This window comes from Acholeplasma laidlawii, assembly GCF_015709225.1.
GTDB classification, from domain to species: domain Bacteria; phylum Bacillota_I; class Bacilli_A; order Acholeplasmatales; family Acholeplasmataceae; genus Acholeplasma; species Acholeplasma laidlawii_A.
The window spans coordinates 27104-45611 of record NZ_JADNRS010000030.1 but is presented as its reverse complement, the minus strand read 5'-3'; the positions used below and the strand labels follow the sequence as shown (position 1 = coordinate 45611).

General features: G+C 30.5%; 21 protein-coding genes. 2 read left to right on the top strand and 19 right to left on the bottom strand.

Going from position 1 to position 18508, the window contains the following annotated elements:
- The gene (gene argS / locus IY230_RS03525) at positions 1 to 1671 is read right to left on the bottom strand and encodes an arginine--tRNA ligase (RefSeq protein ID WP_230852588.1); all 1671 of its coding nucleotides are present in this window, start codon (positions 1669 to 1671) and stop codon (positions 1 to 3) included.
- Positions 1672 to 1822: 151 nt separating this feature from the next.
- On the opposite strand from argS, the gene IY230_RS03520 reads away from it, so the two are divergent.
- Positions 1823 to 2080 carry a metal-sensing transcriptional repressor gene (locus tag IY230_RS03520; protein WP_196369948.1) on the top strand — a complete coding sequence of 86 codons (258 nt, stop codon included), beginning with the start codon at positions 1823 to 1825 and terminating at the stop codon, positions 2078 to 2080.
- A 50-nt stretch (positions 2081 to 2130) separates the two neighbouring features.
- Here the strand turns inward: IY230_RS03520 and IY230_RS03515 are convergent, their stop codons facing one another.
- From IY230_RS03515 to dinB, 4 genes are all read right to left on the bottom strand, one after another.
- Positions 2131 to 2772 (bottom strand): hypothetical protein, encoded by a 642-nt coding sequence (locus IY230_RS03515; protein WP_196369947.1) that lies wholly within the window; start codon positions 2770 to 2772, stop codon positions 2131 to 2133.
- Positions 2773 to 2835: 63 nt separating this feature from the next.
- The gene (locus IY230_RS03510) at positions 2836 to 3717 is read right to left on the bottom strand and encodes a deoxyribonuclease IV (RefSeq protein ID WP_374978444.1); all 882 of its coding nucleotides are present in this window, start codon (positions 3715 to 3717) and stop codon (positions 2836 to 2838) included.
- Complete coding sequence (locus tag IY230_RS03505) at positions 3680 to 4948, bottom strand: DEAD/DEAH box helicase (RefSeq protein ID WP_196369945.1); 1269 nt, start codon at positions 4946 to 4948, stop codon at positions 3680 to 3682. Before IY230_RS03505 ends, IY230_RS03510 begins: the two co-directional genes overlap by 38 nt.
- Before the next feature lie 21 nt (positions 4949 to 4969).
- A complete protein-coding gene (gene dinB / locus IY230_RS03500) occupies positions 4970 to 6079 on the bottom strand; it encodes a DNA polymerase IV (protein ID WP_196369944.1) in 1110 nt (369 codons plus the stop codon).
- 68 nt (positions 6080 to 6147) lie between these two features.
- Between dinB and IY230_RS03495 the strand changes: the two genes are divergently transcribed.
- Complete coding sequence (locus IY230_RS03495) at positions 6148 to 6327, top strand: hypothetical protein (RefSeq protein ID WP_041633819.1); 180 nt, start codon at positions 6148 to 6150, stop codon at positions 6325 to 6327.
- Between the two features lie 54 nt (positions 6328 to 6381).
- Here the strand turns inward: IY230_RS03495 and recN are convergent, their stop codons facing one another.
- The 14 genes from recN to IY230_RS03425 all read right to left on the bottom strand — a co-directional run bounded on the left by recN (position 6382) and on the right by IY230_RS03425 (position 18501).
- A complete protein-coding gene (gene recN / locus IY230_RS03490; RefSeq protein WP_196369943.1) occupies positions 6382 to 8025 on the bottom strand; it encodes a DNA repair protein RecN in 1644 nt (547 codons plus the stop codon).
- A gap of 3 nt (positions 8026 to 8028) precedes the next feature.
- Complete coding sequence (locus IY230_RS03485) at positions 8029 to 8727, bottom strand: TlyA family RNA methyltransferase (RefSeq protein WP_196369942.1); 699 nt, start codon at positions 8725 to 8727, stop codon at positions 8029 to 8031.
- Positions 8724 to 8909 (bottom strand): exodeoxyribonuclease VII small subunit, encoded by a 186-nt coding sequence (gene xseB, locus IY230_RS03480; RefSeq protein ID WP_196369941.1) that lies wholly within the window; start codon positions 8907 to 8909, stop codon positions 8724 to 8726. The genes IY230_RS03485 and xseB overlap by 4 nt, the downstream gene beginning before the upstream one ends.
- A complete protein-coding gene (gene xseA / locus IY230_RS03475; protein ID WP_196369940.1) occupies positions 8906 to 10246 on the bottom strand; it encodes an exodeoxyribonuclease VII large subunit in 1341 nt (446 codons plus the stop codon). Before xseA ends, xseB begins: the two co-directional genes overlap by 4 nt.
- Before the next feature lie 5 nt (positions 10247 to 10251).
- Positions 10252 to 10632, bottom strand: coding sequence for a transcription antitermination protein NusB (locus tag IY230_RS03470; protein ID WP_196369939.1), 381 nt, complete (start codon positions 10630 to 10632; stop codon positions 10252 to 10254).
- Positions 10633 to 10773: 141 nt separating this feature from the next.
- On the bottom strand, positions 10774 to 11841 hold the full coding sequence (locus tag IY230_RS03465) for an ABC transporter substrate-binding protein (RefSeq protein WP_196369938.1): 1068 nt from the start codon (positions 11839 to 11841) through the stop codon (positions 10774 to 10776).
- Positions 11842 to 11845: 4 nt separating this feature from the next.
- Complete coding sequence (locus IY230_RS03460) at positions 11846 to 12631, bottom strand: ABC transporter permease (RefSeq protein ID WP_012242423.1); 786 nt, start codon at positions 12629 to 12631, stop codon at positions 11846 to 11848.
- Positions 12621 to 13490, bottom strand: coding sequence for an ABC transporter permease (locus IY230_RS03455; protein WP_196369937.1), 870 nt, complete (start codon positions 13488 to 13490; stop codon positions 12621 to 12623). Before IY230_RS03455 ends, IY230_RS03460 begins: the two co-directional genes overlap by 11 nt.
- Positions 13490 to 14722, bottom strand: coding sequence for an ABC transporter ATP-binding protein (locus IY230_RS03450; RefSeq protein WP_196369936.1), 1233 nt, complete (start codon positions 14720 to 14722; stop codon positions 13490 to 13492). The genes IY230_RS03455 and IY230_RS03450 overlap by 1 nt, the downstream gene beginning before the upstream one ends.
- A gap of 300 nt (positions 14723 to 15022) precedes the next feature.
- Positions 15023 to 15211: a hypothetical protein gene (locus IY230_RS03445; protein ID WP_196369935.1), complete on the bottom strand. Its 189-nt coding sequence runs from the start codon at positions 15209 to 15211 to the stop codon at positions 15023 to 15025.
- A gap of 72 nt (positions 15212 to 15283) precedes the next feature.
- A complete protein-coding gene (locus tag IY230_RS03440) occupies positions 15284 to 16432 on the bottom strand; it encodes a DUF1700 domain-containing protein (RefSeq protein ID WP_196369934.1) in 1149 nt (382 codons plus the stop codon).
- Positions 16425 to 16745 (bottom strand): PadR family transcriptional regulator, encoded by a 321-nt coding sequence (locus IY230_RS03435; protein WP_196369933.1) that lies wholly within the window; start codon positions 16743 to 16745, stop codon positions 16425 to 16427. The genes IY230_RS03440 and IY230_RS03435 overlap by 8 nt, the downstream gene beginning before the upstream one ends.
- Positions 16746 to 16879: 134 nt before the next feature.
- A complete protein-coding gene (locus IY230_RS03430; protein ID WP_196369932.1) occupies positions 16880 to 17848 on the bottom strand; it encodes an NAD(P)/FAD-dependent oxidoreductase in 969 nt (322 codons plus the stop codon).
- 122 nt (positions 17849 to 17970) lie between these two features.
- Positions 17971 to 18501, bottom strand: coding sequence for a biotin transporter BioY (locus IY230_RS03425; RefSeq protein ID WP_196369931.1), 531 nt, complete (start codon positions 18499 to 18501; stop codon positions 17971 to 17973).
- Positions 18502 to 18508: the final 7 nt, after the last annotated feature.

The window sequence follows — 18508 nt, the reverse complement described above, 5'->3', positions numbered from 1 at the left end:
TTACATTGCTTCTAAATGCTTCATACCTAGAAGTCTTAGGCCCTCGATTAAGATATTTAATATACTTTCTACTAATAAAAGATTCGTTTGTCTTACGACATCATTACTATCATTAATTTTTACTTTAGCATAAAATGTATTAAATTCTTGTGATAACTGTAATACATACTTAGCTACTGTAGATGGTGTATAACTTTCTGCTGCTCTTTGAACAATACTTGGGAATTGATCAAGTACCTTAATTAAACTATAATAATTTTCATCTTGATACAGTGTATAGTCTACTTGACTAATATCTATAGTATTTGATTTTAGAATAGAGAAAATTCTTACAATAGAATATAGCAGATATGGTCCAGTTTGCCCTTCAAACTTAAGCATACCATCTAAATCGAATTCAATATTTAAAGTTCTATCATTTTTAAGGTCATTAAAGATAACAGCCCCAATACCTACAACTTTTGCTACTTGATCTTTATTTTCTAAGTTTGGATTTTTTTCTTCAATCGCTTGTTTTGCTTTTAATACTGCTTGATTTAGTACATAATCTAACTTCGTAGTCTTACCTTTTCTAGTAGACATCTTTTTTCCATCTTGTAGAACAAGACCAAAGTTAATGTGTTCGATATTAAAATTATAACCCATCATTTTGACAACTTTCTTCAAGTTTTCAAAATGAAGTTTTTGTTCATTACCAACAACATATAATGCCTTATCAAAATGATATGTATCATTTCTATAAAGTAGTGCTGCTAGATCTCTTGTTGTGTATAATGTAGCACCATCACTTCTTTTAATCAGTACGGGTGGTGTGTCTTCTTCTAATTTAACAACCATTGCACCTTGATCTTCAACAAGTAGGTTTTTATCTTCTAGTTCTTTTATAACTCTATCCATTTTATCATTGTAGAACGCTTCACCATTATAGCTATCAAAACTTACATCTAAAATATCGTACATGTTCATAAACTCTTGTAAAGATACTTCTCTAAAGTAAGTCCATAGTTTTGTATATTCAGGATCTTCTTGTTCTAATTTTAAGAAAGCATCACGTGCTTCTTGTTTTAAAGATTCATCTTTTTCAGCTGCCTCGTGAAAACGTACATAAAGTGCTTGTAGTTCATCAATTGGATTAGCCTTAATTTTATCCTTGTCACCCCACATACGGTATGCAACCATCATAGACCCAAACTGAGTACCCCAGTCACCTAGATGATTAACCCCTACAACGTTATAACCTAATTTTTGGTAAATTAATTTTAAACTATTACCGATAACCGTTGAACGTAAATGACCAACACTAAAGCTTTTAGCAATATTCGGTGAAGAATAGTCAATAACAACTGTTTTATTGTTATTTGGTTGTGTGCCAAAGGATTGTTTCTCATCATGTATTGAATTTAAAATAGATTTTGAAACCTCTAATCGTTTTAAATAAATGTTTAAAAATCCTGCAGTAAACACTACAGATTCCACTAAATGATGTTGAATTAATATATCTTTAAATAAGTCAAAGATTTCAGGTAATTTTTTACCCATTTGTTTTTGATATCCAAATAATGGAATTGCCAAATCAGAATCGCCTCTTTTAGGTACTTCTAATACAACATCTTCTATATCTAAATGATCAAATAATAATTGTCTGAGCTCTAATTTAATTTGCTCTATCATGCATATCATCTCCATTTATCATATTATATCAAACTTTTAGTATAAATTATTTTTTTCTAATTGTTTTTACATACTTTTTGAACATTTTTTATTTTTATGATAGAATAAAGTAACCCCTAATAAGGGGGGGGTATGTAAGCGAGGTAAAATCATGCATGATCATAAAAATATAATCAAACTACTAAAAACTGCTCAAGGTCAGGTAGAGTCTGTAATTAAAATGACTGAAGATGATAGATATTGTTTAGATATTTCTACACAAATCAATGCTTCAATTGCCCTTTTAAAAAAAGCTCAAAAAGAGCTTTTGGTCAATCATTTAAATACTTGTGTACTTGACTCAATTAATGCAGGCAGTCCAGAAGAAAAGATTGAAGAAATTAGCGTATTATTAAAAAAACTGCTTTAATAAATAAAAAATACTTCGTTCGAAGTATTTTTTTATCTTCTTTAGTTGAGTTATGCTGTAAAAGCAATACTTTCTAGTACATCATTGTAGAAGTTAAATAATTGAAGTGGAATGTTTTCTTCGTTTAAAACTGCATAATCAACAACTTCATTATTTAGTAGCACTAAGACAAATGGCACATTTGAAGCAACGATTTTTGCATCTTCATATTTTTCATTTAGTGTTTCAACTAGTTTACTAAAATCTGTTCCATCATGTTCAAAATGGTATAGTTTTACTTGATCTTCTAATTGAACATATAAATCTGATGCTGCAATTACTGGGTCAACTTTATCTGTTCCATATAATCTAGCATATACATTCGCTACATGATTGCTACCATTTTCTAAAGATGGTGCACCAAAGTATACGATTGATACTTGGTCAACTTTATTTGTAACTGAGTATAAACCCTTGTTAATACCTAAGAAACCATCCTCTAAACGATTAATTAAAATATAGTTATTATCTTTTGGTAATTTCTTTTCAAAATTTACATCTGTAGCTACGGCGCTGTATGAATCATAAAATACATCTTTAGGTGCAGGTTGAAGTACAACTAATAAAACAATCATTGCAGTTACCAAAGTAGCCATAATTACCCAAGTTAACCAATGAATTTTGCTTTCAACAGCACGATATTTCTTTGCCATGTCAAATTCTCCTTATAGTTTTCGCAAATATAATTATAACATGATTAAAATTTTTATTCAATGTTATTTTTCTAGCTTTATTTTTAATTCGTTATCAAATACTCTATCTTTAATCATTTGAATTTCTAATTTGTAAGGTGCATTATCATTTACATACGGAGTTTCTAGTATTTTAGGAATCTCCTTAAATGCTTCATGATAAATTACTTTAAGTAAAGCGTCATAACCAATATAGCCAAAACCAATGTTTTCATGACGGTCTTTAGAAGCACCAAGTTCATTTTTAGAGTCGTTTACGTGGACTACAGAAATATAGTTTAATCCTACAATATCATCAAATAATTGGAGTGTTTTATCAAGATCATGAATTACATCATAACCTGCATCATGTACGTGACATGTATCAAAACAAACAGATACTCTTGATTTATCATCAACTCCATCAATAATTGCTTTGAGTTCTTCAAAGGTTTTACCAATTTCATTGCCTTTTCCAGCCATCGTTTCTAAAGCGATTCTTACGTTGTAATCTTTGGTGTTATCGATAATTTGATTTAAGCCTTCACTAATCCAGTGAACCGCTTCTTCTCTATTACCACCAACTGCTGAACCTGGGTGTAAAACCATTTGGTTAATGCCCATTTGTCCAACACGTACAACTTCTTTTGTAAGAAACTCTACAGCAAATGCACGGCGTTCTGGATCTGGGTTACATAAATTTATAATGTAAGGTGCATGCACCACGACATGATTTAAATCAATACCCTTTTCCTTCATGAGTGCATGCGCCTCTTCTATTTTCATTGATTCGATTGGTTTTCTAATTGTATTTTGTGGGGCTCCGGTATATACCATCATGGTATTGGCATTGTATTCTAGTGCTTCTAATACACTACCATAGAACATATCATTCCCCTTGAGACTGACGTGACTTCCTAAGATCAGCATCCCTGTACCTACCTTTCTTTACTTTTTTAATTGCAGCTTTAACTTTTTCAGCATGTTTTTTCTTATATCCTGGTGTAACACGCTTTGGTTTAGCTATTTTCTTAATCGCGTTAGCAATCTTTTTATCATAAGTTTTTGATTTCTTTTTAGGTTTTTTGAAACCATCTGGTGTTAAGGTGATTGGTATAAAATCAATTCCCTGGTTTCTTAATTTATCAATCTTTTTTTGATCCATTTCATCATAGAGTGTATAAACCTCACCGGTATCACCCATACGTGCTGTACGGCCACTTCTATGTAAGAAAAACTCTAATTTAAATGGTAAATCATAGTGAATAATATGACTTGCTTTAAAATCGATACCACGAGCTAACAAATCACTTGAGACAACATATTGATATTTTAAATTATGAATATCTTCTAGAATACGTTTTCTTTGTTTAACGCCTAAACTAGATTGAAATGATACAGCGTTAACACCTTGTTCTAATAGGTATTCATAGACAGTGTTGATGTCTTCGTTTTTACTTACAAATATAATACTTAAGTAAGGATTAATACGTTTAATGATATCCATTAAACTTTCTAGTCTTTGTTCTCTAATGTTTAATAAATAATAATCAATATTTAGAGTAGTTTCCTTCTTTGTATCAATAAATATGTGGTTTCCAAAGTATTTTGCAATAAATGGTTCCATGGCTTTAGTAATACTTGCAGAGAATATCATAAACTTGTCTATTTTTTGATTTGCTAAAACAGGGTCAATTAAACTCATAAAATCTTCATCAAACATCATATCTGCTTCATCTAGTATGAAGTAATCTAAATGTTTAATATTTAAAGCATTTTTATGGATGACTAGATCTATTAATTTTGAAGGTGTTGTAATAACGATATTGGGATGACTGTTTTTAAGTTTTACAGCTTCTCTTTGCATATCTTGTGAACCATAATATGATTTATAGCTTACAGTATCATCTGCTTCTAACAACATACTTTGAACTTGCATAACAAGCTCATTCGTTGGTAGTAAGATGATTGCTTCTACAACATTAGGTTCTCTTTTTAAGTTTTCTAAAACAGGAAAAAGATAAGCATGTGTCTTACCAGTTCCAGTTGGAGCTAAGCCCACAATATGTCGCTTATCATTAAAGTTTTTAATGACTTCAGTTTGTATTGGGGATAATTCAGTATATTTTAATTTCTCAAGCATTTCTTTTATTTTCATATTTTCACCTCCATAATTATATCATAATTTAGTGATAAACTTTTCATACGTGAACAGATTAAAAGGAATTTCATTATCTCTGTGTAAAATTAAGTTACTTAATGATGCACCAGCTAAACGATAAACCCCACCTTCAAATTCATTTTCAAAAAGTGATGTCAGTTCATATTTGATAATTTCAGGATCATTTGTATAATCTTCTAGTGTTTTAGAACGGGTAATGGATTTAAAATCACTGGATTTGAGTTTAAATCCAACTGTTTTTGTAAGCATGTTATATTTCTTTAGTCTAGCTAGGGATTCATCTAGTTGAGACATAATGATGTCTAATATAACGGACGGTTCATCGATATTTGTATTAAATGTAGTTTCAGCAGAGATGGATTTTGGTAAGCGGTATTTATCAGGATCAACAACATTAGAACTATTACCCAAGATATATTCTCTAAAACTATAATAAGTTTCTTCTTTCATCACACGTGTGATCTTTGGTAAGTTAGATAAGTCCATAAAGTCCTTTATCGAATTGATACCAAGAGCCATGAGTTTTGGGTATGTTTGTTTACCAATACCATATATGTCAGCAACACTTAAAGGATATAGTAACTTTTCTACATCTCTTTTTCTTAATACCGTAATACCTAATGGTTTTTTCATATCACTTGCCATTTTGGCTAAAAATAAGGTCGGTGCGATACCAATAGATGTTGGTAGTTGGTATTTATCAACCAGTTCTTTTTGAATCTTTTTAGCTAACTTAATTGGATGTATCTCCTCAGATGCTTTGGTCATATCTAAAAACGCCTCATCAATGGATGCTTGAAGGACTAAATCTGAATAAGAATCCAAAACTTCCATAAATTTGTTTGACATTTCTCTGTAAAATTTAAAGTCAACAGGTACTATAAGTAGTCTAGGAAATTTATTTAAAGCGTCTAACATGCTCATGCCAGCATGTATGCCATATTTTCTAGCTTTATAGCTTGCTGTTGATACAACACCTCTTGGTTGAGAGGATTGTCCACCAACAACAAAAACCCTATGCTTCAAATGTGGCTCTTTAATCATGGCACATGTAGCGTAGAAAGCGTTTAAATCAATATGAAATATAACTTTATATGATTTTTTCAAATTAAAACTTCCTTTAATACATATTATATAGTATAATATCATAAGACAAATTATTTTGGAGTGATAACATGGCAAAAAAGAATTCTGTTTCTAAAAAACAACAACCAGTTGCAAAGAAAGATACATACGTATTTAAAGATCCAAGTGAATCTCTATGGGGAAAAATTGTTATAGGGCTTATCATTTTCGGAACAATTGCAGTAATTTTAATTGGTGCAATCATCGCAGTCGTTAACTTTTTTAGTTAATTAACAATACCTTTTAATAAAAAAATGAACTTACTTTATAAGTTCATTTTTTTATTATGATAATAGTTTTTTTGCCTGTTCAATCGCAAACGGCGTAATTTCATCATCAGATAACATACTAGCAATCGCTAAAGTACGTTCTTCAAAATTTAGGATATTAATTTGAGTTTGCATACGTTTATCAACTAATTCTTTATAGATTGCATAATGATAATCAGCCTTTGCAGCTACTTGTGGTAAGTGTGTTATCACGAGTATTTGCATCGTTTTAGCATGGCGTTTCATCACATTTGCCATTTTTGTTGCAGTTTTTCCGGATATACCAATGTCAATCTCATCAAAAACTAAGAGACTTAAGTCACTATTTGTGGCATAAAGTGATTTTAATGCAAACATAAATCTAGCTTTTTCACCACCACTAGCTACTTTAGCAAGTGCTTTGAGGGGTTCACCTTCATTGAGTGATATCATAAACTCTACTGAATCTAGTCCATCCTCACCTAATACCAGCTGAGGTTTTAAGGCTTCAAACTCAATTTTAAAAACTGCCTTTTCTAAATCAAGTTCATGTAAGGACTGAGTTAATTCTTTTTCTAGCTTAAGTGCTAGTTTTTTTCTATAACTACTTAGTTTTTCACCAAGTTTGTAAGCTTCATCATAATGTGTATCCAGTTTTGATTTAGCTATTTTTAAATAGCCATCAAAGTCTTGACTCATTAATAACTCATCAGTCATTTCTTCTAAGTACTTCACTAGGTCATCATTTGATTTTGCATATTTCGTCTCTATTTTAGATAGTTCATACAAACGTTCTTGATAATTATTGTATGCATCACTATCAAAATCTAGACTATCTAATGAAGATTCAACACTTTTTTTAGCTTCTTCTAAGTTATAATAACTTTCTTCAAGAAGTTTTGATATTTCTTTATATTCATTATCATAGACAGCAATTTTAGACATTTGTTTGTACGCATCATATAAAAGATCTGTTTGAAAAAATTGCCCATTAAAGGTGTCATAACTTAGCTTTAGTGCTTGCTGAATACTATCAAAGTTTTTTAATCTTTGAACTTTTTCCTCTAATTCCTGTTTTTCTCCTAAGACTAGATTATAAGATTTTAACTCGTTGATTTGAAACTTTAAAAATTCAGCGCGTTCTTGAGTTTCTTGTTTCTTATTTTTTAAGTTTTCAAATGCCTTTAAAGCATCTAAATAAGTACTTCTTTTGAGTAAATAATGTTGTAGTAATTTGTTAATTTCTACTTGATCTAATAAGTCAATGAAAGATACATAGGTAGATTTATCTAGTAATTGATAGGTATCATTTTGTCCATGAATTAAGCCAATCTTATTCGTAATTTGTCTAAGTCTTGAAAGGGTGATTGTTTCATCATTTAGTTTTACTAGATGTCTACCTGATTGGTCTATTTCTCTACTCAGTGTAATATCATTGGGTAAGTCTAAATCTCTTGCTTGATTTGGTGTTAGACTAAATCTACCTAGAACGGTTGCTTTCGTTGTACCAGTCCTAATATACTCAGCATCTGAACGCTTTCCAAATAACAATTGTAAAGACTCTAAAAGAATCGATTTACCACTACCAGTTTCTCCAGTTAATGATGTTAAACCATGCTTAAACTCGATATTTAAATCATCAATTAAAGCGAAATTTTTAACTTCTAGATAATTTAGCATGTATTAACTCCTTGTACAGTAAATTAAATACTCTTGGTTTCCATCTTTGCCGGTTATTGGACTTGGTGTAAAACCTAAGATTTGTAATGATAATGACTTTAAGTGTTGGGTTGTTTTTTCAATGATCTTAGATATTTCTTTTTCTGATTTTAATATACCTTTTTTAAGCATATCCTTTGTAGTCTCAAATTGAGGTTTAAGTAAAAAGATAATCTCTTTTGCAAAAGGTGTGACATAGCTTAAAATTGGTAATACCGATGTAAAGGATACATCTATAACAATCAGATCATTTAGAGGTAGATTAACATCTAATATGTTTGTTTGTTCAAACGATGAGACACGTACATCACTACGTAAGCTTTTTGCTAACTGATCTGTACCTACATCATATGCATAGACATGCTTTGCACCATGGTTTAATACGCTTTGAGTAAACCCACCGGTCGATGCACCGACATCTATAACGACTTTATTAGAAATATCTATACCAAAAACATCAATTGCATGTTCTAATTTTTCACCGCCACGTGAAACAAAGACCTCGTCTTTATTGAATTTCACAACGTGGTGTTCAAGCACATCAAAAGATGGTTTGGTTATTACTTTATCATCAACAGTTATAAATCCACGCTTAATAAAGTCACTAAACTGTGAACGTGTAATGTCTTTATAGTGGTCTGTTAAATATTTATCTAATCTCAAGATTTAACTTCAACAATTAAAGATTCAGCTGCTTTAATCATTTCATATAATGATTTTGATAATTTTAAGCCTTCTTGATATTTTTCAATAGATTGTTCTAAAGAAATATCTTTACTTTCAAGTTGCTTAACAACTTCTTCTAACTTTTTAATTGTTTCTTCAAATGTAAGTTTTTCACTCATATGTGTTTACCTTCCTTGCTTAATACTTTAACTTTTGCTGTACCATCTTTATATTGAATATCTAATTCATCATTCGTGTTAATTTGTTCTATACTTGTAATCACTTTTTGATTTTTGGTTGTTAATGAGAAACCTCTTTGCATAATACGTAATGGATCTAGTCCTTGTAGTTGCTTTAAACTTGATTGATATTCGTAAGTTTTCAAATCTACTTGCTTCTTATATAAAAGGTTTATTCTTGATGTTAAAGTTTCTATACGTTCTTTATAACGCTCTATTTTTTCATCAGGCGATGTAAGCCTTTGACTCAAAAGTCTAACCTTATTTAAGTTATCTGTTAGTTTTGACTTATAAAAGTACGTTAATTTAGATGTTAAGTTATCAATTTGTTTATGTTCTAACTCTAACTTGGATTTAGGACTTGCAAGTTCAAGTCTTTCATCTAAATTTAATAATAATTGCGTATAGTTTTTTATACGCTCATTCATATAGTACTGACTTAATTGAACTTTGTCTTTTATTTCTTTAATTAAGTCCACCATATTCGGTGTGGCAAGTTCTGCTGCAGCTGTTGGTGTTGGTGCACGTAAGTCTGAAACATAATCAGATAGGGTTGTGTCTGTTTCATGTCCTATCGCTGTAATAACGGGTATTTTAGACTGATGAATTGCAACAACGACTTCAGCCTCATTAAAACTCCATAAGTCTTCAATCGAGCCACCTCCGCGTCCTAAGATAATGACATCTGCTTGACTTTCTTTGTTGACTCTTGCTAGTGTTCTAACAATATCATCTTTAGAGCCCTCACCTTGAACTAAAATGGGATAGAGTTCAATTTTCGCGAGTAAGTACCGTCTTGAAATCGTCGTTTTTATATCTTGAATCACTGCACCAGTTTCAGATGTAATGACTGCAATAATCTTAGGAAACTTAGGAATAGGTTTTTTTAGTGATTCATCAAAATAGCCGAGTTCTTGAAACATCTTTCTATTTTGTTCATATTTTAAGAAAAGCTCACCAATACCATCAAGCGTCATAGAAAAAATCGAGATACTATACGTACCACGTGCTTTATATAAAGAAATATAACCTTCTACTAAAACTTTATCCCCTGCTTTAGGTTTAAAACTTAATGTAGATGCATACGTTTTAAACATCATTGCAGAGATTGCTGCATCTTCATCTTTTAACGAGAAATATAGATGTCCTGAACCATGATGGGTGAAATTTGAAATTTCACCTTTTAAAAATACGCGTTTAAGATGGTTATCATTTTCTAATTTGACTTTAATATATTCAGTTAGTGCAGAAACGCTTAAATACTTTTGTTCGTTCATATGCCCTACTTAATTTTTTTATATATATTATCAATTAAACTATTGTTAAATTTGTGTTGCTTTTCATCATCTAAATCTGTAAATTCTTTAGATAATTCAATGGCTTCGTTAATCACGATTTCAGCCGGATCGATTTCTTTTAAAAGTGCATATACAGCAACTCTAATAATTGCTAAATCTACCAAATTTAAACGATCAATAGTGTAGTTTTTGATTGTTGATGAAATTAAAAAATCTATATGTTCTAAATCATCTATCATGCCATTAATAACTTCTTTGGATGCATCTTCAAGTAATGTGTAATCTAAAAAATCAACATGCTTGTGTAAACTATATTGATACATCACTTCCATTAGTTTTTTATATTGTGTATGTGTCTTTTGCATAATTATTTACCTCAAATGTATTTTAACATAAAACCCGTATAAATATGCGCTTATGTGACATAATACACGATGATTTATGTTTAATAAAAAAACCTAATAGTACTTATCTTATCGATTACTATTAGGTTTATATATTTAGGTTTAGTTACTTAAGATGACAAGTTCCCATGCATCATCCATTAATTTCTTTAATTCTACATCATATCTAAAGAATTCAAAGTTTGTATAAGGCACTGAGAATGCATAACCAATACGGTCATTGTCCCAGTTAAATTCTTCATCTTGATATAAGTTTTGGTAAACTGCTTCAGAAATTGGTGAATAACCCATTTCTGTTGCATTATCAAGTAATGCATCATAAGTGGACATGAAGTTGATAAATTCATATGCCCAATCTTCATGTTTAGTATTTGTTGGAATAACATATCCATCAATCCATACGTTTGTCCAAGTTGGTACAAAGTATGAATATTTTTCATTTTCTTGTAAGATGTATACCGCATCACCTGAGTAAACCATTGCTACATCATATGGTGTGTTATTATCAATCGCTTCACTTAAAATTTCATCTGACTTTATAGATGCATTTGATTTTGAGTATGCATCAATTAACCAGTTTTTAGCAACATTCACTTCAGTTGATGTTGCATTATTCATTTCAAAATTATTAGCGTATAAAGCTGCCATAAATGCATCTCTGGATGAATCATAGATCATTTTTGAATAGTTTGGATTATTTAAGATATTCCATTCTTCTTCAACAAGATCTTCATATAAGCCAGTTTTAGTATTGTTATAGATTAATCCCACTGTGCCCCAAAAATATGGTAGTGAATATTCTAAAATATCAAATCCATCGGTATTTAATTGTTCCATTGCATTAGATAAATTCACTGAAAAATCAGCTTTATCAAAGTCAATACGGTCCCAATCAAGTGGTTTTAAATAATCCCCAGCCGCTAATTCTTCAATTGCATAGTCTGATGGAATAATTAAATCGTATGAATTTACTTTAGCATTTGTAAGTAAAACTTCGTTTGAATCAAAGTAACGTAGTGCGACTTGAATGCCTGTTTCTTGTTCAAAAGCATCAATTAGATCTTCTGAGATATATTCTTTTGGCATATAAATTACTAATGCATTCGATGTACAAGCATTTAATATAAATAATGCTGCCATAATAAATGTTAAACTAAATATTTTCTTCATTTTTTTACTCTTCCTCGTGTTTTTTATTTCTCAAATTGACATAGTCTAGAATGACTTTGATGCCAATAATAAAGATAATGATGGTGGATAATGCGTTAATGTTTGGACGAATACCGTGTGACTGTGAATACATATAGGTTGAAATATTATTTACTAACTCTCCACTAGCAAACTTAGAAATAATATAATCGTCAAAACTCATTGTAAATGCGATTGCAGCACCTGCTACAATAGAACCTCTTAATTGTGGTAGTACCACTTTCCATAAAGCTTTACCCGGTGTTGCACCTAAGTCATAAGCAGCATCTAAAAGGTTTGGATCTAAGCTACGCACTTTTGGATAAATTGCTAAAAGGGCGTAAGGTGTTGAAAAAGATATATGGGCTAGAATCATAGTCATAAGCCCTCGTTCAATCCCAAAAGCAATTAAGAATACAAAGAATGCAACCGCAGTTAAGATATCTGGTGAAAGGATGGGTATATTATTTACAGATAATGCAACTTCTCTAAATAGACGATTTTGTTTAGATAAGGCCATCGCACCTAAAGTACCTAAAATGACTGCTGCCATGGTAGATATACCTGCAACTAATAATGTATTTAAGATAGGTTCTCTAAGAGATCTCGATGTAAATAAATCAACATACCAATTAAATGTGAAACCTGTAAATACAATCAGTGAATTCGATTGATTAAATGAGAATATAATCATTGAGATTAACGGTATTAAAACTGTAAGTAATACGATAAAGATATAAATATCTGCAAAGATTTTACCTTTAGTCTTCATTAGCTAATACCTCCTCATATTTATCTACCCTCTTAATTAAGAAGATAAATATCAGTAAGATGAGTGCAAGCACTAATGCAATCGCTGCACCATATCCAAATTTACCATTTTTAAATGCTAAATCAATTAGGTCACCAATCATTTTTCTTTGACCATTACCTAAGTATCTTGTAATAACTAGTGTTGTAGATGCTGGTAAGAATACCATCATAAATCCAGTTAAAACGCTTGATAAAGACATTGGAATGACGACTCTTAAAATGGTTTGAAGTTTATTAGCACCTAGATCTTCAGCAGATTCAAATAGGTTTTTATCCATTTTAGACATATGTGTATAAATTGGTAATAACATAAAGGGTAAATATAAGTACACCATACCAGTAATAATTGCTAAATCTGTACCTAGTAAGTATCTTGCTTCACCAAAGAATGTTGTTCCAATCATTTCAAATATAGAGCGTACAGCATATGCTAATAATAAAGAGTTAATAAACATATTAGATGTAATAAGAGATACTAATATCTTTTGTGTCATGAGCTTTCTTCTACTTAAGATGAATGCTAATGGGTAACAAATCACCAAACAAATAACAGCTGAGAAAAAGGATAAATAGACACTTTCTAACATACTTGAAATAAATGTTGGCTCTTTAAAAAATTGAATAAAATTATCAATAGTAAACTTAATAGAAATTAAGCTGTTTGAATCTGTTGTAAATGCATAAAGTAACATTAATCCAATTGGGATAATGACCAGTAAAATCATCATAAGATAATATGGAACACCTAAATAGAATTCAAAATTCAATTTTTGTGTTTTATGCAGATGTTTTTGTTGCTTCTTAGGGAAATTAATCATTACCAGACCTCCATAACATGGATATCTTCTGGGAACCAGTCTAGATCAACTTTCATCCCTTCTGCTTTAAAATCTGTTGTATGTACTGTATAAATTCTATGTTCTGTTTTCACATCAATTTCGAAGTGTACACCTTTAAAAACAACACTATCAACTATACCACTAATTTTTCCGGTACCTAACTCTACAATATCTAAATCTTCAGGACGTAGAACAATGTCTACTTCTTGATTGGTTTCAAATCCTTTGTCGACACATTCAAAATCGAAACCATCAAAATGTACTAGATAATCTTGTTTCATTATGCCTGATACGATATTAGATTCACCAATAAAGTTTGCAACAAATCGGTTTATCGGTTCATTATAAATATCAACTGGTGTACCTACTTGTTGAATTTCACCCTTATTCATAACTACAATCTTATCACTCATCGTTAATGCTTCTTCTTGATCGTGCGTTACGAAAATAAATGTAATACCAGCACTTCTTTGAATTTCTTTTAATTCATATTGCATTTCTTGACGTAGTTTTAAGTCAAGTGCAGCAAGTGGCTCATCTAATAGTAACACCTTAGGTTCATTAATAAGTGCTCGTGCGATTGCAACACGTTGCATCTGACCACCACTTAATTTAGAAATAGAACGGTTTTCATAACCATCAAGACCTACCATTTTTAAATATTTAGACACTTTTTCTTCAATGATAAATTCATATTTCTTTTTAGAAATAAAGGTAGCTTGTAGGTCTTTAATATCTTGATCAAGCTTTTCTTTTAATGCTTTCTTTTCTAATTTAACTTGGTTTTTTAATTCAAGACTACTTGTTCTGTCATGATCTACCTTATATTGTAGTTCATCAATTTGTTTTTTATAGATTTCTTTTAAAGTAGTAATTTCTTTTTTTGCTTCACGGTTTTGGTCTTTAACACGTAAACCAAATGCCACGTTTTCAAAAACATTTAAATGAGGAAATAAAGAATATCTTTGGAATACTGTATTTGTTGGTCTTTTATAAGCTGGTAATTTTAAAATATCTACACCATCAAATAAGACTTCACCACCTGTCGGTTCAATAAAACCACCAATAATTCTTAATGTCGTAGTTTTCCCACATCCAGATGGTCCAAGTAAGGTGACAAACTCATTACTTTTGATTTCTAGGTCAATACCCCTTAATACTACTTGATTATTAAACTCTTTAGTTACATCTTTTAATTCAATAAAAGCCATGATTTGTACCTTCCTTCACATATGTTTACTCATTGTAAAATATCGTCTTCATATTAACTCTATTTGTTTACTATATATAAACATATAGTTAAATTACAATAAACTAATCGCATATATTATATATATTTTTTCTTAGATGTCAACAATTAAGATTCATTAAATGATTTTTAATATTTTGTCGTTAATTATTAATTAATGTCTTAACAATTTAAGTGTTTATAGCTATATAAATAAAGATAAAACCTCAATAGCATATTTCTATTGAGGTTCATATTTTGTGTATAAGTAAATTGCTAAATGTTAACAGGCATCTGGCATGTAATCAGAATGTATTCTCACTGTACCATCAGCCAGAACATCTGTAGTTCTTACTTCAATATCGGATAAATCTAACCATTTAAGTTGTTCTTCTTTAAAAGGCGTACGCATACGGTCAGTAATAATATACTTATTTGGCTTTTCTTTATCTAAAAATTCTTTTACTGTCATATTGATCATCCCTTTCTATAGTTTGATTATACGCCATGAAATAACTTATTTCATAAGATACGCTTAAATGTGTTAGCAATCACTTGTTTCGTCAGTATCTTCTTTTACTTCGTTAGTTTTGTCACCTGACTCCGTTAAAATTGCAGTTATTGGAATAATTAAGAACACTAACCAAGCATATTGCCAGTAATTGCCAAGTGAGCCAAGAAGCATAAATATAGTAACTGCAATAAATGGCATGTATGCTACAGGATGCTCGAATTTAGTACCATCATAGATACCAATCATTGGAATGAGTAATAAGATAATCCAACTCCAAGTCCATATATTAGGGATCAAAAAACTTACCAAAAGATATGTAATAACAACAAGTAGCATTGCTAAAATTACCCATATTTTCTCTTTAACATTTACTTTATCACCGGATATTACTTGAATATAACCCAGTAAGATTCCTACAACTGTAGGTACTAGATACACCATCCATACATATCCTGCATTTTCAATCGTAAAGTAAATGGTGATATGTGCTGCCATAGCTAGTAATATTGTTGAGATCATGAAGATATCTTTCAATTTTATGGGTTGAGTTAAGATTGCAATTACAGGAATAAGTGCAAATATTGACCAACCATATTGATAAAAATCTTCAATAACATATGTACTTACTAAAATATAGATAATTAAGAACGCAAAAGGTGATAGTCCTATTATTTTTTCTTTACCCCTAGCATTAAGTACTATTGCAGATACTGGGACAATTAGGAATATCAACCAACCCGGATGCCATAATCCGAAAACAAATCCTAACGTGAAAAAAGTAATTGTTGCAATAAACGGACTTAAAGCAACGATTTTCTCTTTACTTTTTGTGTTTATGCTAATTGCAGCTATAGGTATAAGCAGGTAAAATATCCAAGCATATGCCCAACCATTTAATAAGAAGCCTACCAAGAAAAACAGGATTGTAGATATAAATGGCATAACTGCAACAATTCTATTATCTTTAGATTTTACATAATGTAGAGTATCTTTAATACTATCATAAATATCTCTTGGGTTTCCCAACTTATGAGCGACCTGCTCATCTGTTAAACCTAACTCAAGTGCTTCATCATATAGTTCTGCATAATCTTCAACCACAGTATTAATATCTTCTCTAGTTACTTCTTTTTCACTAAAATATTCTCTTATTTTATTTAAATAATCTCTTTTATTCATCTTTCTCATCCTTTAAAATATAATTTACATTTTTAATAAATGCATCCCAATCTTCCATATAGCTATATAATTTTTGCTCCCCTTCTTTAGTTATTTTATAATATTTTCTTTGAGCACCTAATGGACTATCTTTGGAATATGTTTCAAATAATCTTTGATCTGTAAGTCTTCTCAGTATAGGATAGATTGTATTTTCATTTATATCTAGTAAATTAGACAGTTTATCTATAATTTCAAAGCCATACATCTCTTGGTCTTTCACAGCTTTTAGGATACATAAATCAAGTATCCCTTTTTTAAATTGTGTGTTCAACTTATCACCCTTTCTTACGTATTGTGTTTAACACACTACTATAATATCATAAGTACTGTGTTAAACACAATACTTATACTTCACTATTCGTAAATAATAAAAAATACAGCCTTGTTAGGCTGTATTCTAGTTAATTATTCTTTAATGAGTGCAGTTGAGTGTTCAAATTTACGTGTTTTTTCTGGATAAAGCAGTGTTGTGATGGATTGAATAGCTGTTGCAGCCTCACCTTGACCTGTAGAAATTAGTTTCACTTTACCTGGATAATCAATACCATTACCCGCTGCATAAATACCATCAAGACTTGTTTTCATGGTGTAGTCTACTTTAATTAGACCTTTTTCACCTTCAATACCCCACTCATCTAGTCTAGATTTTGTGAGTACAAATCCATAGTTTACAACGATATAGTCTGCATCTAAATTTAATTTTTCATGTGTTTTAGCATGTTTAAGTACTAAAGTTTGAGCTAACTTTTCATTGCCTTCTACTGTATCTACAATATAAGGTGTAAGAATTGTCCCTTTTTCTCTAAAATGATCAACACTAGATTGAAGTGCTCTGAATTCATCTCTTCTATGAACTAATGTAACATCTTTTGAGTATTCAGATAAATCGATTGCCCAGTCAAGTGCAGAATCCCCTCCACCTAAAACAACAATTTTTTTATCTTTAAATTGGTTTAAGTCTTTAATGAAGTATAAGATATTGTCGTAATGTTCCTCAATCTTTAACTTTTGAGGTACAAATCCACCACCACCATGGGCAATTAAAACAAACTTAGTTTCAATGGTTTTAGTTGTTGTAGTCACAATAAAGTGATCGTCATGTTTTTTAATATCGATAGCTTCTTCATTATAATAAATTGGTAAATCTGATTTAAATCTTTCATATTGTAGAACTTGTCCATCAATATAGTCTTTAGCGGTTATCTTTGGAAAACCAGGTATATCATAAATATACTTATCTTTATATACTGCAGTTAATTGTCCACCTGGTTCAGCACTTGATTCTATGACAGCAGCCTTTAAATTTCTAAGACCTGCTAAAAATGCTGCATATAATCCGGTTGGACCTGCACCAATAATTAATACTTCTAACATAAATGCATCTCTCCTTGTTATCTTCATAGATTATAGCAAACTTTTATTAATTCTATAGAAGCAATGCTTCATTTGTTAAATTGTGGTAATTTAGCTTAAGGTTTATATAATAAAAAGGGATTTTAAATCCCTTTTAAATGTTTATCTATGATTGCTTGCGGCATGTAGTAATAGACTACATAGGCAAATATAAGTTTTGCTATATCCCAAATATAATATGGTATAAATACGCCAATGGTATATATAAAATCCAAACTTGTTGCATACATAAAGATTGCTATACCAAATAAATAGACAACCAGGAAGCCAAATATCATTAAGACAATTCCATCTTGTAAGATATTTTTACTTTTAGATTTAAATAAGGATATACCAGGTGCTACAACTAAAAATGATAGTAAAAATCCCCCTGTTGGTGCTACAAAACTTTGAAATCCACCACCAGTTGTAAAAATAGGCATACCAAATGCACCAGCAGTTAAATAGACTAACACTGCTAAAAATGCATCTAGAGGTGTTAATAATAATCCCGTAAGCACAATCATTAACGTTTGTAGGGTAAAACTTACAGGTGGTACAGGTACATTCATAAATGTAGAAACAGCAATCAAAGCTGCAAACATCGATATGATAATAATTCTTTTAATTGTCATATTACAC

Bases quoted from the DNA above. Each gene is read 5' to 3' on its own strand.
- IY230_RS03520 (WP_196369948.1), top strand. From the start codon at position 1,823: ATGCATGATCATAAAAATATAATCAAACTACTAAAAACTGCTCAAGGT.
- IY230_RS03425 (WP_196369931.1), bottom strand. From the start codon at position 18,501: ATGACAATTAAAAGAATTATTATCATATCGATGTTTGCAGCTTTGATT.
- argS (WP_230852588.1), bottom strand. From the start codon at position 1,671: ATGATAGAGCAAATTAAATTAGAGCTCAGACAATTATTATTTGATCAT.
- IY230_RS03440 (WP_196369934.1), bottom strand. From the start codon at position 16,432: ATGAATAAAAGAGATTATTTAAATAAAATAAGAGAATATTTTAGTGAA.
- IY230_RS03430 (WP_196369932.1), bottom strand. From the start codon at position 17,848: ATGTTAGAAGTATTAATTATTGGTGCAGGTCCAACCGGATTATATGCA.
- IY230_RS03470 (WP_196369939.1), bottom strand. From the start codon at position 10,632: ATGCAAAAGACACATACACAATATAAAAAACTAATGGAAGTGATGTAT.
- xseA (WP_196369940.1), bottom strand. From the start codon at position 10,246: ATGAACGAACAAAAGTATTTAAGCGTTTCTGCACTAACTGAATATATT.
- IY230_RS03450 (WP_196369936.1), bottom strand. From the start codon at position 14,722: ATGGCTTTTATTGAATTAAAAGATGTAACTAAAGAGTTTAATAATCAA.
- IY230_RS03515 (WP_196369947.1), bottom strand. From the start codon at position 2,772: ATGGCAAAGAAATATCGTGCTGTTGAAAGCAAAATTCATTGGTTAACT.
- xseB (WP_196369941.1), bottom strand. From the start codon at position 8,909: ATGAGTGAAAAACTTACATTTGAAGAAACAATTAAAAAGTTAGAAGAA.
- IY230_RS03455 (WP_196369937.1), bottom strand. From the start codon at position 13,490: ATGATTAATTTCCCTAAGAAGCAACAAAAACATCTGCATAAAACACAA.
- IY230_RS03445 (WP_196369935.1), bottom strand. From the start codon at position 15,211: ATGACAGTAAAAGAATTTTTAGATAAAGAAAAGCCAAATAAGTATATT.
- recN (WP_196369943.1), bottom strand. From the start codon at position 8,025: ATGCTAAATTATCTAGAAGTTAAAAATTTCGCTTTAATTGATGATTTA.
- IY230_RS03495 (WP_041633819.1), top strand. From the start codon at position 6,148: ATGGCAAAAAAGAATTCTGTTTCTAAAAAACAACAACCAGTTGCAAAG.
- IY230_RS03460 (WP_012242423.1), bottom strand. From the start codon at position 12,631: ATGAAGACTAAAGGTAAAATCTTTGCAGATATTTATATCTTTATCGTA.
- IY230_RS03465 (WP_196369938.1), bottom strand. From the start codon at position 11,841: ATGAAGAAAATATTTAGTTTAACATTTATTATGGCAGCATTATTTATA.
- IY230_RS03505 (WP_196369945.1), bottom strand. From the start codon at position 4,948: ATGAAAATAAAAGAAATGCTTGAGAAATTAAAATATACTGAATTATCC.